At 62.0% G+C, this 13,740-nt stretch carries 13 protein-coding genes; 7 read left to right on the top strand and 6 right to left on the bottom strand.

What is annotated here, in order from left to right; all coding sequences use genetic code 11:
• The first annotated feature begins 47 nt into the window (after positions 1 to 47).
• Positions 48 to 1,244, top strand: coding sequence for a glycogen synthase (gene glgA, locus ACX80B_RS09985; RefSeq protein WP_459295623.1), 1,197 nt, complete (start codon positions 48 to 50; stop codon positions 1,242 to 1,244).
• Here glgA and ACX80B_RS09980 read toward each other — a convergent pair.
• Both ACX80B_RS09980 and ACX80B_RS09975 read right to left on the bottom strand, forming a co-directional pair.
• Positions 1,241 to 3,379, bottom strand: coding sequence for an acyl-CoA dehydrogenase family protein (locus ACX80B_RS09980; RefSeq protein WP_459295622.1), 2,139 nt, complete (start codon positions 3,377 to 3,379; stop codon positions 1,241 to 1,243). The two genes, glgA and ACX80B_RS09980, sit on opposite strands and share 4 nt — an antisense overlap.
• Entirely contained in the window at positions 3,376 to 4,098 is a 723-nt protein-coding gene (locus ACX80B_RS09975) for a TetR/AcrR family transcriptional regulator (protein WP_459295620.1), read from the bottom strand. Before ACX80B_RS09975 ends, ACX80B_RS09980 begins: the two co-directional genes overlap by 4 nt.
• A 65-nt stretch (positions 4,099 to 4,163) precedes the next feature.
• Here ACX80B_RS09975 and ACX80B_RS09970 point away from each other — a divergent pair, with 65 nt between their 5' ends.
• From ACX80B_RS09970 to ACX80B_RS09950, 5 genes are all read left to right on the top strand, one after another.
• A complete protein-coding gene (locus ACX80B_RS09970) occupies positions 4,164 to 5,528 on the top strand; it encodes an acetyl-CoA C-acetyltransferase (protein ID WP_459295617.1) in 1,365 nt (454 codons plus the stop codon).
• A gap of 10 nt (positions 5,529 to 5,538) precedes the next feature.
• Positions 5,539 to 6,879, top strand: a complete 1,341-nt coding sequence (locus ACX80B_RS09965; protein ID WP_459295613.1) for a 3-oxoacyl-ACP reductase — start codon at positions 5,539 to 5,541, stop codon at positions 6,877 to 6,879.
• Positions 6,876 to 7,775, top strand: a complete 900-nt coding sequence (locus ACX80B_RS09960) for a MaoC family dehydratase (protein WP_459295611.1) — start codon at positions 6,876 to 6,878, stop codon at positions 7,773 to 7,775. Before ACX80B_RS09965 ends, ACX80B_RS09960 begins: the two co-directional genes overlap by 4 nt.
• 187 nt (positions 7,776 to 7,962) lie before the next feature.
• Positions 7,963 to 8,946 carry a trypsin-like serine peptidase gene (locus tag ACX80B_RS09955; RefSeq protein ID WP_459296110.1) on the top strand — a complete coding sequence of 328 codons (984 nt, stop codon included), beginning with the start codon at positions 7,963 to 7,965 and terminating at the stop codon, positions 8,944 to 8,946.
• 99 nt (positions 8,947 to 9,045) lie between these two features.
• Positions 9,046 to 10,278 (top strand): kynureninase, encoded by a 1,233-nt coding sequence (locus tag ACX80B_RS09950; RefSeq protein WP_459295610.1) that lies wholly within the window; start codon positions 9,046 to 9,048, stop codon positions 10,276 to 10,278.
• Here the strand turns inward: ACX80B_RS09950 and ACX80B_RS09945 are convergent.
• The 4 genes from ACX80B_RS09945 to ACX80B_RS09930 all read right to left on the bottom strand — a co-directional run bounded on the left by ACX80B_RS09945 (position 10,275) and on the right by ACX80B_RS09930 (position 13,065).
• Positions 10,275 to 11,090, bottom strand: a complete 816-nt coding sequence (locus ACX80B_RS09945) for a hypothetical protein (RefSeq protein WP_459295608.1) — start codon at positions 11,088 to 11,090, stop codon at positions 10,275 to 10,277. The genes ACX80B_RS09950 and ACX80B_RS09945 overlap by 4 nt on opposite strands.
• Before the next feature lie 197 nt (positions 11,091 to 11,287).
• Positions 11,288 to 11,599, bottom strand: a complete 312-nt coding sequence (locus ACX80B_RS09940; protein WP_459295606.1) for a hypothetical protein — start codon at positions 11,597 to 11,599, stop codon at positions 11,288 to 11,290.
• Positions 11,600 to 11,747: 148 nt separating this feature from the next.
• Positions 11,748 to 12,530: a hypothetical protein gene (locus ACX80B_RS09935; RefSeq protein ID WP_459295604.1), complete on the bottom strand. Its 783-nt coding sequence runs from the start codon at positions 12,528 to 12,530 to the stop codon at positions 11,748 to 11,750.
• Positions 12,531 to 12,723: 193 nt separating this feature from the next.
• A complete protein-coding gene (locus tag ACX80B_RS09930) occupies positions 12,724 to 13,065 on the bottom strand; it encodes a hypothetical protein (RefSeq protein ID WP_459295602.1) in 342 nt (113 codons plus the stop codon).
• Here ACX80B_RS09930 and ACX80B_RS09925 point away from each other — a divergent pair.
• Positions 13,064 to 13,483, top strand: a complete 420-nt coding sequence (locus ACX80B_RS09925) for a hypothetical protein (protein ID WP_459295600.1) — start codon at positions 13,064 to 13,066, stop codon at positions 13,481 to 13,483. The genes ACX80B_RS09930 and ACX80B_RS09925 overlap by 2 nt on opposite strands.
• Positions 13,484 to 13,740: the final 257 nt, after the last annotated feature.

Raw genomic sequence — 13,740 nt, 5'->3', positions numbered from 1 at the left:
ACGTCTTCACACTAGATGAGAAGCACTGACTGCACTACCTTGGAGGAGTGCGTGTAGATATTGTGACAAAAGAATTCCCACCGGAGATCTACGGCGGGGCGGGTGTGCATGTGGCCGAGCTGAGCCGCGTGCTGGCCCGGCAGCTGGACCTGCGGGTGCGGTGTTTCGGCGCCGCCCGGCCCCAGGATTTCCATGGCGCCCAGGTGCAGAACTATGAGGTTCCGCCAGACCTGGCCGAAAGCAACGGTGCCCTTCAGACCCTGGGCGTGGATCTGCGCATTGTTCCCGATATCGCCGGCGCTGACCTGGTGCACTCACATACTTGGTACGCAAACATGGCCGGTCATCTCGCCTCGCTGCTGCACGGTATCCCGCACGTTCTCAGCGCCCACAGCCTGGAACCGCTCCGCCCCTGGAAAGCGGAGCAGCTCGGCGGGGGCTATGCATTGTCATCCTGGGCGGAGCGGACTGCGTACGAAAGCGCGGCTGCGATTATTGCCGTCTCGGCGGGGATGCGGGCGGACATCCTCCGCTGCTACCCGCGGGTGGATCCGGACAAGGTCCATGTGGTGCATAACGGGATCGATGTACAGCAGTGGCAGCCTGACGGAAATGACGACGCCCTCCGGGCCCTGGGTATCGACCCGGACCGGCCGAGCGTGGCATTTGTTGGCCGGATCACCCGGCAAAAGGGCGTTCCCTACCTGCTTCGGGCGGCGTCCCATCTGCCGCCGGAAGTCCAGCTGGTGCTTTGTGTAGGTGCGGCGGACACGCCCGAGCTGGCTGCAGAGGTCTCCGCCTTGATCGATGGGCTTCGGGCCGAACGCGATGGTGTCTTCGTCGTCGAACGGATGCTTCCGCGCCAGGAACTGGTGCAGGTGCTCAGCTCCGCCACCGTCTTCGCCTGCCCCTCCATCTACGAACCGCTCGGCATCGTAAACCTGGAGGCGATGGCGTGTGGTACGGCCGTCGTCGCCAGCGCCACCGGCGGCATCCCGGAAGTGATTGACGACGGCGTCACCGGAACCCTGGTGCCGCTGGAGCAATTGACCGACGGCAGCGGAACGCCAACGGATCCGGAAAAGTTCGTCGCGGATTTCGCGGCAGCTCTAAACGCCGTCGTCGCGGATCCGGACCGGGCACGCCGGATGGGTGAGGCCGGCAGGAAACGAGTCGAGGAGCACTTTTCCTGGACGGCCATCACGGAAACCACCATCGGCGTTTACGAGTCTGTGCTGGACTAGGCTTTCTTCCTCGGCGCCTTCTTGCTGATCTTCTTCTCGGCCGACTTGACCCGTTCGATCAGGATTTTCTCGTCCATGGCCGCGTGGCCGCTGGCACGTTCCCTTCGCTGGTGGGCCATCGCTTCATCCTGGCGTTCCTTTTCGGCGCCGCTGGCAATGGGCGCACGCAGGTGCTGCTGCTCGTAGCCAAAGGCATCCACCAGGTCGAGTGCATGTGGACGCAGGCGTGCGAGCAGACGGTTAATGTAATCGCCAAGGGTTCGGGCACGCTGGTTCGAGAGGCGGCCATTCATCAGATACCAGGCCAGGTTCCGTTCAACAAGGCAGAGGCCGAACAGGTCGCGCAGCCGCGTCAGGACCTCGCGCGTTCCGGCGTCCTTGATGGTGTCCAGACCGCGGGTGAAGGCCTCCCACTGCAGGAGCTCGGCGTGGGCGACAGCTGTTTCAATGAGTTCATTCTGTTGTGAATTGAACAGCTGCGCCGCTTTCTCCTTCGGCATCTTGGCCGCGGCCTTCAGCTCACCCGCCAGGTTTCCGACCATCGTCTCCACCCGGTCGGTCAGCAAGGAGCGCTGCGCGTCCTCGTCGCGCAGGGCGACGGCGGAACGGCGCTCGTCGCCACTGTCCGCGAAAGTCTGCACGGCGCGCCGCAGTCCTGTCCGGTGCAGCGTCAGCTCTGTCGCCTGCTCAGCGACGAAGCGCGCCATCATGCCGAAATCCACATTCTTGAATTCCTTGGCGTAGTCCGCCAGCAGGCGTTTGGCCACCAGCTGGAGCAGGACGGTGTTGTCACCCTCAAAGGTTGCGTAGACATCCAGGTCTGCGCGTAATGATGTGAGCCGGTTTTCGGCCATGAAACCGGCGCCGCCGCAGGCCTCGCGGCACTCCCGGAGGGTGTCCAGCGCGTGCCAGGTGGAAAGCGACTTGAACGCCGCGGCGAGTGTTTCCAGGTCTTCACGGTCTTCATCGCTGTCGTGCGCGCCGGAGAAGACGTCGTCGAACTTCTGCAGTAGTTCCTCGTGCGCAAAGCTGGCCGCATACGTCGTCGCCAGCCGGGGGAGCAGGCGGCGCTGGTGCCGTTGGTAGTCGAGGATGACTTCTTCAGCCGTATCGGAGGAGGCATTGAACTGGCGCCGCTCCGAAGCGTAGTGAATGGCGATCTTCATGCCCACCTTGGTGGCGGCGACGGCGGCTCCATCCAGTGAGACGCGCCCCTGGACCAGGGTGCCCAGCATGGTGAAGAAGCGCCGGCCGGGACTGGCGATGGGGGAGGTGTATGTTCCGTGGTCATCGACGTCGCCATAGCGGTTGAGCAGATGGGTCCGTGGAATCCGCACATTGGTGAAGTGCAAACGGCCGTTGTCGATGCCGTTCAGTCCGCCCTTGAGCCCGTCGTCCTCGCCGCCGATGCCGGGCAGGAACTCTTTATCTTCGTTGCGGAGCGGTACGTAGAAGGCATGGACGCCATGGTTAACGCCCTGGGTGATCAGGTGGGCGAAGACGACGGCGGCGAGTCCATCAACGGCAGCGTTGCCAATATATTCCTTCCACGCTGCCCGGAACGGCGTATTGATGATGAATTCATCGGTGTCCGGATCAAAGGTGGCCGTTGTGCCAATGCTGGCTACATCCGAGCCATGGCCGGTTTCCGTCATAGCGAAACAGCCCGGGATGTCCAGGTTCATGATACCTGGGAGCCATTTTTGGTGGTGCTCTTCATTCCCTAGATGCAGGACGGCTGCACCAAAAAGGCCCCACTGGACACCGGCCTTGATCTGCAGGGACGGGTCGGCAATCACGAGCTCCTCGAAGCCGGCGATATTTCCCCCGTGGTCGTCGCCGCCGCCGAGCGATTTCGGAAACACGCGGTGAACGGCCTTATTTTCGACGAGGTAATGCATCTGCTCAAAGACACGTTTGCGGTGCTCCGCCATTGGCTGGCCCTCGATGCGGTGAATGGCATCGCGCCCGGCCAGCTCGCGCGCGGTGCGGCGGACCTCGGCCCAGCGGCCCAGCAGAGCCTCGCCCAATGCGGCGACGTCGACGCCGGCCCGGCTCTCGTCGTCGTACACGGGTTCATGCCCGGCATTCTTTCCGGGGACGGTGCTCCTGGCGGCAGCGGTTACCTGACTCATTGATGATCCTTCTGTCTGGTGGTTTCGTGTTGGCCGGATGCGGTATCCGGCATGTCGATGGAGATGCCGGCGAACAGCCAGCGGGTGATGTGTTCGGCCATATCTTCGCGGGCAGGCTTGTCAGGTCCTTCCGGCGTGCCCAGCCACAGTTCGCCGGCGGCGCGGACCTGGCCGATAGCGGCGGTGGGCCAGTACGCGAGGGTGGTGTGGAGATAGGCTTCGGGCTGGTTCTGCAGGTAAGTCCGCATCGGCGCCTCCATCATTTCGCGGATGGAGGCAAAGAAATTGCTCAAAGTGCCGGAGGTCTCCGCGTCCGGCGGATTGGTCAGCGCGTCGACGCCTTCTGCCCTGGTCACGAAGGTATAGACATTCGGTGATGTTTCGGCCATCTGCAGATACGCGGAGACCATGGCGTGCAGTCCCTCGCGCGCGGTGCGTGCGGTCCGGGCGGCTGTCACAAGTTTTTCCTGCATCTGACCGATGACCACTTCGCCCATGGCCTCCTGCAGACCCGCCTTGTCCCCGAAGTAACGGTAGAAAACCGACTTCGATGTTCCTGCCACCGTTGCGATCTCGTCCATCGAAGCGCCGTATCCCAATTCGTGGATCGCGCGGCGTGCGGATTTGATCAGCGCAATACGGCGCCGGGTGCGGTGGGCCTCCCAGCGGGAGGACCGTCCGTCCTCGGTGTTGGTGACGGGTTGGTCCAGGTTATTCACGATACCCAGCGTATCAGGTACGCTAGGTATCAGTAACAATCTTCCGTGCTCTTGAGGAGAGACCTATGGACAATTCAAGTGGGAACAGCACACAGCAGACGGCGGTGACAAGCGGGCGGCCGAACCCGGCGGACAAGGGTGACTCCGGCGTCCGGCGCAAGGCCGTAATCATTGGCGGGAACCGGATCCCGTTCGCCCGTACGGGCGGAGCCTATGCACGCTCATCCAACCAGGACATGCTCACCGCCGCCCTTGATGGGCTGGTGGCGCGGTTTGGCCTGCAGGACGAGCGGATCGGTGAAGTCGCGGCCGGTGCGGTTCTCAAGCACTCGCGTGACTTCAACCTGGCGCGGGAATCGGTCCTTGGTTCCGCGCTCTCCGCCGAAACACCGGCGTACGACGTCCAGCAGGCCTGTGCAACAGGATTGGAAACCGTAGTTGGTCTGGCGAACAAGATCAAGCTCGGCCAGATCGAATCCGGCATTGCCGGCGGCGTGGATACGGCCTCCGACGCACCCATCGCCGTCAGCGAGGGCCTCCGCGAGGTGCTGCTCAGCGTCTCCCGTGCCAAGTCCCTGAAGGAGAAGCTCGCAGCAGTCAGCAAGCTCCGTCCCAAAGACCTGGCTCCCGACGCGCCCTCGACAGGGGAGCCGCGTACCGGACTGTCCATGGGAGAGCACCAGGCCTTGACTACCGCGCACTGGGAGATCAGCCGTGAGGCGCAGGATGAACTGGCCCTCGCCAGTCACCGGAACCTTGCGGCCGCATACGGGCGAGGGTTCTTCGACGACCTGGTCACGCCCTACCGGGGACTGTCCAAGGACTCGAACATGCGCCCGGATACGACCATGGAGAAACTGGCGAAGCTGTCGCCGGTGTTCGGTAGGAATCTCGGTCAAGGCGCCACAATGACGGCCGGAAATTCGACGCCGCTCACGGACGGGGCGTCCACCGTCCTGTTGGGCTCCGAAGACTACGCCCGCAGCCGCAGCCTTCCCATCCTGGCCGACGTCGTGGATGCGGAGGCGGGCGCCGTCGACTTTGTCCATGGCAAGGATGGCCTGCTGATGGCTCCGGTGTACGCGGCACCGCGCCTGCTGGCCAGGAACGGCCTGACCCTGGAGGACTTCGATTTTTTCGAGATCCATGAGGCTTTCGCCGGCACCGTACTAAGCACGCTCGCAGCGTGGGAGGACGACGGGTTTTGCCGCACACGCCTTGGACTGGACAAGCCGTTTGGCAAGGTCGACCGCAGCAAGCTCAACGTCAACGGATCTTCGCTGGCAGCTGGCCACCCTTTCGCCGCAACCGGCGGCAGGATTGTAGCCACTCTGGCCAAGATGCTGCACGAAAAAGGATCGGGACGGGGCTTGATTTCGGTGTGCGCTGCAGGCGGTCAAGGCGTAGTTGCCATTCTGGAAGCACGCTAAGGGGGCATCAGTGGGAGACAAGTACCTAAACCTCGTCAACTCCGGAATCACCAGGGACCTGGCCAAGCGGCTCGGATTGCCGCGTCCGGCGCATCTTCGCCGCTATCATCCCGGTGCTCCGCTCGTTACAGGTCCAGTCCTGGTCGTCGGCAAGGGTGCAGGGGCCGACGCGGCCGCTTCCACGTTGCTGGAATGGAATGTGGACGTCCGCCGTCACGCGGGACCCAAGGAGAAGCTGGGCGCGATTGTGCTGGCCCTTGATGCGATCGGGCACCCGGATGATCTGGCAGCACCCGTTTTGGAAGCGGCCGCGGCACTGAAAGGACTCCGGCCGGGAGGCAGAGTTATCAGCATGTCGCGCCCTGCAGCTGCTGGAGACTCTCCCGCCGTTGCAGCCGCCCGCCAGGGAGTGGACGGCTTGCTACGGTCTCTCGCCCGTGAACTGCGCGGCGGCGCGACTGGAAATGGAATTCTCCTGGCCGACGGCATCGATGCAACGGCCACTAGTGTGACCGGGGCGCTGCGGTTTTTTCTGTCGGGGCGGAGCGCCTACGTCGATGGACAATTCCTCCTGGTGGGAAGTGGTAAGGGCAGTGTCCCCACGGACTGGGAGCGCCCGCTGGCAGGCCAGGTCGCGGTCGTCACCGGCGCGGCCCGCGGTATTGGTGCTGCCATTGCCCGTACGCTGCGGCGCGATGGTGCCGACGTCGTCGTCGTGGACGTTCCGGCGGCGGGTGACCATCTCGCGGATGTGGCCAACGAAATCGGGGGAACGGCACTGCAACTGGACATTACTGCCGGCAACGCCGGACAGCGGATTCTGGACCATGCACTGGGACGGTACGGCCGGCTCGACATCGTCATCCATAACGCAGGGATCACCAGGGACAAGCTGCTGGCGAATATGGATGAGTCGCGGTGGAATTCGGTGTTGGCCGTCAATGTCGCCGCTCAGTTGCGGATCAATGAGCAATTGATAAACTCGGGCGGCTTCGTTGACTCGCCGAGGATAGTCAGCCTGGCTTCGACCAGCGGTATTGCCGGAAACCGGGGACAGACCAACTATGCGGCGTCGAAGGCGGCGGTGATTGGCATGGTGCGGGCAACGGCGCCATTGCTGGCCGCCCAGGACGGAACCATCAACGCCGTCGCGCCGGGCTTCATCGAGACCGAAATGACCGCACGAATGCCCCTGGCCACCCGCGAGGTCGCCCGAAGGCTCAACAGTCTGCAGCAGGGCGGCCGGCCCGCTGATGTAGCCGAAACGATCGCGTTCCTGGCCAGCAGCTCTGCCGGCGGCATCAGCGGCCAGGTTCTGCGGGTCTGCGGCCAGAATCTGGTGGGCGCGTGAGCCCCGTCCGGTTGCCGGAGATCCCGTCGCTGTCCAGACTGTACCTGGCTGCGGCGGGAGCGGCAGCGAAAAACCGAATGACGGGGGGACAGCGGAAGTTGTCGCTGCCGACGGCCCGGCACGAAGTCCACTCGGTGGCTGTCGACGTCGAACGGTTGACGCAGTACCAGCACCTGCTGCATGAATCCGCCCGTGATGTGCTGCCTTCGGGCTTCATCCATGCAGTGGCATTTCCGGTAGCGATGAGTGTCATGACGGACGAGGATTTCCCGCTTCCCCTGCTCGGTATGATTCATTTGCGCAATCATGTGGAACATTTGCGCCCTGTGCAGTTCGCTGAACCTCTGGACATCGCCGCGTGGCCGGAGCGTCTTTCCGGACACCGGGCCGGGACGCAGATGGACATGGTTGTCGAGGTTTCCGTGGGTGCCGAATTGGTATGGCGGGGAGTGTCGACATACTTGGCCAAGGGTGTTTATCTGCCAGGAATCGACAGTCTTCGTGACGCGCAGGATAGTCGCCCGGATTTTGCCCCACCGGCGCCAACGGCTCAGTGGCGGCTGGGGTTGGACACTGGCAGGTCCTATGCGGCCGTCTCCGGGGATTTCAATCCCATTCACCTCAGCGGCGTGACCGCTAAGGCCCTCGGTATGCGGCGCTCAATTGCGCACGGTATGTACCTCGCTTCCAGGGTCCTGGCAACGGCGCGGCCGGACGGACCGGAGGCGTTCAACTGGGACATAGAGTTCGGGGCGCCGGTCTTCCTGCCGGGAACAGTCGCATTGTCGGTGAAAGACCGTGTCGAGCGGCAGGAGCAATGGCAGGGAGCGGACTATGTGGCGTGGAATCCCCGCTCCACCAGGAAGCACTTTTCCGGGTCAGTGACCGCGATATAGTTCTCTAAATGCGGCACAGTCTCACAGAATTCGGCTGGTGTCTATAACGAACCTGTAAATTACGTTGTTTATAGGCGAAAAAGATAATTTGCATTGTCCGCGATTCGTTTCGCGTGCTACCTCTTTTCACGTTGGAATTTTCCGACAATCAATTTCACCTACGAAAGAGGTACACCACGTGAGATCCATGACCATTAGAGGATCTGTGATCGCCGCATCGGCAATGATGGCGACGGCGTTGCTGGGTGGTGCTGCAGCACAGGCTGATCAGTCCCTGACCCCGCGGAGCGATGGAGCTTCCAAGCAGCAGGTTCAGAATGAGTCGGTGGTTACGTCCTACTGGACGGAAGACCGCATGAAGAACGCGAAACCAGGCAGCGAACTCATGCCGACGCAGCAGGAAACGGCTATTGGCAATTCCCGGGCCGGTATCCCTACAACCATTCAGGGCCAGGATCCGGAGAGCAACCCGCGCGCGAACGACAATTCCCGGCAGAAGCGGACCCAATACCGCGCGGTGTCGGAGACCCCCGTGTCGCATATCGGCAAGGTCTTCTTCACCCTTGGCGGCACGGATTATGTTTGCTCCGGTAATTCGGTCGCCTCGAACAATGAAAACACCGTCTCCACCGCTGGCCACTGCTTGAAGGACGGTGCCGGTGCATGGGCCACCAAATTTGCCTTCGTACCCGCATACGAGAACGGTAATGCTCCCTACGGCGTTTGGGCTGCCACCTCGCTCTACACCACCTCGCAATGGTCTGGATCAGGTGACATCAGCTACGACACCGCATTCGCCGTCGTCTCGAACCCCAATGGCTCTGCTTCGCTGAGCGACACGGTCGGTGCTTCCGGCGTGGCCTTTAACCAGGCACGCGGCCTCGACTATAAGGCCTTCGGATACCCGGCCGGCACACCGTTCAACGGTGCGTCGCTGTACTCGTGCGCGGGAACGGCTACTGCCGATCCATTCGGCCAGACCATGTCCCAGGGAATCCCGTGCGACATGACCGGTGGATCGTCAGGCGGCCCCTGGTTCATTGGCAGCTCCTCGGGCGGTGTGCAGAACTCGGTCAACAGCTTTGGTTACACCAGCGTGCCGAACACCATGTTCGGCCCGTACTGGGGTTCCTCGATTCAGAGTGCCTATTCCAACGCTTCGAATTCCTGACTTAGGAATTTCCTGAGGTATTCACAACGGCCGCAGTTATACAGGACTGCGGCCGTTGTGCTGGGCACAGCCAGTGCGGCAACCGCTAAGGTGGCATTCATGGAGAAAGCTCACACCGCGCACCGGCACGCCACTTCCCGGGAGCTGGATGCGGCCGATGCGCTCGCGCCTTTACGTGACCGGTTTGCCGGCGTCGAGGACGCATCCATTCCGGCGTACCTGGACGGGAATTCGCTGGGCAGGCCTCTGAAGGCATCGCTGCACAGGATGCATGACTTCATAGAGCATCAGTGGGGCGGGCGGCTGATCCGAGGCTGGGACGAGGGGTGGCTTGCGCTCCCGGAAATGATCGGTGATGAGCTGGGGAAAACCGTGCTGGGGGCAGCTGCAGGGCAAACCATAGTTGCGGATTCCACCTCGGTCCTCCTGTACAAGCTTGTCCGGGCCGCGGCGGAGGCGGGGCCGGAGCGGCGGGAAATTGTCATCGACCGGGATAACTTTCCGACGGACCGCTTCATCGTCGAAGGCATTGCGTCGGAACTTGGAATGGCAATCCGGTGGGTTGAGGCGGAGTTCGACGGCGGGGTAACGGCATCAGCCCTGGGCGCGGTTATCGGGCCCCAGACCTCCCTGGTGGTCCTGAGCCATGTTGCCTATCGGTCCGGGTACTTGGCCGATATGGAACAACTGACCGCATTAGTGCATCGGGCCGGCGCTCTGATGCTTTGGGACTTATGCCACTCTGTAGGAGCGGTTCCCGTCGACCTGGATGCCTGCGGGGTGGACCTGGCCGTGGGCTGCACGTACAAGTACCTCAATGGTGGGCCGGGGTCGCCCGCCTTTGCGTACGTGAACAACAAGCATCACGACCTCCTCCGGCAGCCCATCCACGGGTGGCTGGGCAGCCAGGACCCCTTCGGCATGGGTGAGGGTTATGTCCCCGCCTCAGGGATCCGGGGGTTCGCCAGCGGCACGCCGCCCATTATGGGAATGCTGTGCATGCAGGACATGATCGAACTCATCGGCTTGGCAGGCATCGAGGCCGTGCGGGTGAAATCAATACGGCTTACGGAGTATGCGATCGCACTGGTCGACGAGCGCTTGGTGCCACTAGGCGCAAGCCTTTCCTCTCCACGCGACCAGCACCTGCGAGGCAGCCACATCACTGTTGATCATCCCAGCTTTGAGGCGATCACCGAGCGCTTGTGGGAACAGGGCATCATTCCGGATTTCCGCAATCCGACCGGGATCCGGCTCGGCCTTTCGCCCCTGTCCACGAGCTTTGCAGAGGTGGAACGGGGCATCGACGCCATAGCGGCGCAACTTGCCTAGTGGTATGAGTGCGTCTCGTCGACCTTTGAAGCCACGAATTGTATGTGGTGCCACCCACGCGCGGCGGCTTTGGCCGTCCTGGCGTCGACGGCGGAATTCCGGCGCTGAAGAAGCGCCAGGAAGGTGGCGTCCACGATGTCCGACCGGATCTCCTCCAGCCAGGTGGACCGGATCTTTCCCACAACGGGCAACCGGAGCCCGGCGGTAATTGATTCGCCCAGAACAGCCGCCGCCAGAACTGAACCAACCCCGACCGCCACGAGGGCTTCGAGTGGGAAGCCCGCAGCCATCACGAACGCTGCTGGCGCTGGCAGGGTAACTAGCAATGCCGCCCGCTGCCAAGTGGCAGAACGAATCTTGCCCGCAATTTTGCGGCGTTCCGTAACTGGTGAGAGCACACTCTCGTGAACATTCTGAACCGTCTTGAGCCATTTCATATTGCTGCCCAAGCCGGACTTGACCAGATCGGTGGCCTCCGTGAGTGTTTCCGGGTGTTCAGCGCGCAATCGCACGATCAACGGATCATCCTCGTCAGCCCAGGTACGTGTCAGCCGATGGTCAATGGCGGCAGCAAGATGATGCAGACCAAGTCGGGACGCCTGACGCACCACATGTTCCGGCCCGACCGTGATGGCAGGCGTGCCGCTGGCGGCGTCACGCCCTGTGCCTTCATCGGTCCGGATGCCGTACCGGGGCGAGCCGTTGGCCGGGGCGATCGATGTTCCAGTATCGGCGCAGGACTCTCTCCTGCCCCGACCGTCGTCGTGCGTGTTCTTTACGGCATGGTCAAGTGCCACGGATATGTTGGTCATTTTGCCCTGGTCCTCCCTATTGGGGCCGGTAAATAAATAGTCCGCCAAGGGCGCGCCGGACCCAGCCCGAAGTGTTAAGCGTACAAGAGGATTTGTGGTATCGGCCAATGGAGGAGATGGCGGTGTACACCTTCGTTGCCCGCGGGCGGCGGCTGTGTAACTGATTACCGCACTGGCATGATCCACTCGCTGCCAGCCTACAAATCGTAGGGATCGCGGTATCGGCTCGCGTCGCGTTGGATCGGACGGGCGGATTCTTTGTGGACCCAGACACTGTAGGTCCGAAGGTCATCATCAGCCCAGCTCAGGAGAATGTGTCCATTGGTCTGACTAATGCCCTTGGCATCGACGATTTCGAATCCGCCGGACTCGAGGCGCACTCTTCCGCGCGCATAAGGCTCCCGCCGGTAGGGAAATCGAGTGGCGGGAGTTATGTGGAAATCCGGGCGCTCACTCAAGTAGGGACTGGGCTGATCAAACCGGACTTGCTTGGTATCGACTTTGTACATGCCGTCAGTCTGTATTCCGGTACCGACAAAATTAATCTGGTGCTCATGGTTAAAGTAAGAACCGCCGCTGACGCCTGTGGCGTCAGCGGCGGTTCTGTCTAACCCGGGTGGATCACTAGGGGTCAGTGATCCTGTCGCGGGATGGTGCTTAGCGTCCGGCGACCATGCGGCGGCGCAGGGCGTAGGCGCCACCGGCTGCGGCCAGCAGGCCACCACCGAGAGCGATCATGCCCATCTCGTTTCCGCCGTTGCCACCATTGTTGGAAGCTGCGGCGGTAACGCCGGTGTCAGCTCCACCTGCGGGCATCATTTCCAAGGAACCACACAGCGCGGGAGCCGTGGCTGCCAGGGGCAGTTCCGGAACCAGGTTGGACTTGGCGTTGGCCGCTGCGTCACTCAGGCCGGCAGGATCAATGCCGTGGACGACGATGACGCCGGTGCCTTCAGCCAGGGAATCCTGGGTGGCATCGCTCAGCTCGAAGGTCTCTTCGTAGGTGAACGATCCACCGGAGGGGGCAACGCTGATGTCGGTGGCTGCTGCCGGGCTCTTGTCGGCGTCGCCGAGGGAGAGGGTGGTGCCGATTTCACCGTAGGAGGGCAGGCCCTCGACGGTGTCGACGATTCCGTCGCCATTGGCGTCGTCAGCGGCGATGGTCGGGCAGGTTCCCTGCGCGGCGATGTGGATGTGCTGCACGTGGGGGAATGCGCCCTCGCCGAACATCTCGGCCAGGCCGGCAGCCTCAACCGTGACGGTCGCGGTGGAGCCCTCAACGTTGATCCAGGCGCCACCACTGGCACCGGTCTCGTTGATGTCCTGGAACGTCGTCGAGTAGGTTCCCGAAGCGTGATCGGCCATAGCGGGCGCACCGGCCATAGCAGTCAAGCCCAAAGCAACGGCGGGGGCCAGCAGAAGTACTTTTTTCTTCAACACAGTTTTCTCCTCATGAGGTTCATACGGCCCAAACTTTGCACCGCACGTACAGGTAATTCGGTGTGCCGGTCCTCACGGATTGGTGAACAGAAAAAGATTTTGGATTGGAAATCTATCCGGTGAGAAAAGCGAGCAAGCCCGGCAAGTCAAAACCATGCTGACGACCCCTTACTTTCAACGGATAGCCCCTGTTTTAGGTATTGTGCCGCTCCTGAACGCATCCTAAGGTTTGTTGAACCATGACGAAAAATTCAGTCTTTCGGCCTATGGCGGCCGCAATCTCTATTGCTTCGACGCTGAGTTTCACATTGGTGGCTTGCAGCGGAGAGCCCGAAGCCGCACCTACTGTTACAGAAACGGTTACGGAAACGGTCACCAAAACGGTGACCGAGACCGTCAGTCCGAAACCGGAAAAGCCGGCGCCCAAACCAGAACCAATACCGGCGCCGGGAACCAGCGCGCCCGTTGACGACGCACCTGAATTATCGCCGGGCCAATCGCCCACATCCCAGCGCGGCAACTTAATCAAAACCATGGGGGAGAAAGCGGGTCTGCTCGGGGCCGATGGCGAACCCTACGTGACTTTCACGGTGCACTCCATCAGCGAAGGCACGTGCACCGAACCAATGTCTGAACCACCGGAAAACGGCCACTACATGTTCCTCGACGTGTCGATGGAGACGGCGCCTGACCTTCTCGACGATTACGGATCAGAATTTGATCTGACCTACGGCTGGTCGGTGATTACCCCCGACGGAAACACCTCTAATGCCGCCCTCGACAGTTTCGGTGCCTTCAGTTGCTTGCCGTCCTCGCAAATGCTGCCCAGCTTCGTCGGCCCGGGGCAGTCCGCCCGTGGGATCATCGTTCTGGATACACCCGCCCCGTCGGGCATCCTGGTTTTCCAAGACATTCTGGAACCCACCGGATGGGAATGGGAATACCCGGCCTAACCATTCAAGGTTGTCGGGAAAATGGGACAAAAAAACCCCGGAAATCCGGGGTTTTTTAGTGCGCGGAGGGGTGTGTGGACTCAAGACATCGTTCACCCATGTCCTGGGACATCGTTCCGACCGTAAATGACGTCAGAATCCGGTCACGACCGGGCGGACTGATCCTTCATCTGAAGACTCGGGACATCGTTCCCCGTCGTGGCAGCGATGGATGTCTCGGGACATCGTTCACGATTTGAAATCGTGAGTACAAGAAA

The sequence above is a fragment of the Arthrobacter monumenti genome, assembly GCF_054511255.1.
This window is presented reverse-complemented; position numbering and strand designations above follow the sequence as displayed.

Excerpts from the sequence above, each read along its gene's own strand:
- ACX80B_RS09980 (WP_459295622.1), bottom strand. The coding sequence starts at position 3,379 with ATGAGTCAGGTAACCGCTGCCGCCAGGAGCACCGTCCCCGGAAAGAAT.
- ACX80B_RS09970 (WP_459295617.1), top strand. The coding sequence starts at position 4,164 with ATGGACAATTCAAGTGGGAACAGCACACAGCAGACGGCGGTGACAAGC.
- ACX80B_RS09955 (WP_459296110.1), top strand. The coding sequence starts at position 7,963 with ATGACCATTAGAGGATCTGTGATCGCCGCATCGGCAATGATGGCGACG.
- ACX80B_RS09950 (WP_459295610.1), top strand. The coding sequence starts at position 9,046 with ATGGAGAAAGCTCACACCGCGCACCGGCACGCCACTTCCCGGGAGCTG.
- ACX80B_RS09945 (WP_459295608.1), bottom strand. The coding sequence starts at position 11,090 with ATGACCAACATATCCGTGGCACTTGACCATGCCGTAAAGAACACGCAC.
- ACX80B_RS09940 (WP_459295606.1), bottom strand. The coding sequence starts at position 11,599 with ATGTACAAAGTCGATACCAAGCAAGTCCGGTTTGATCAGCCCAGTCCC.
- ACX80B_RS09925 (WP_459295600.1), top strand. The coding sequence starts at position 13,064 with ATGGGGGAGAAAGCGGGTCTGCTCGGGGCCGATGGCGAACCCTACGTG.
- ACX80B_RS09930 (WP_459295602.1), bottom strand. The coding sequence starts at position 13,065 with ATGGTTTTGATTAAGTTGCCGCGCTGGGATGTGGGCGATTGGCCCGGC.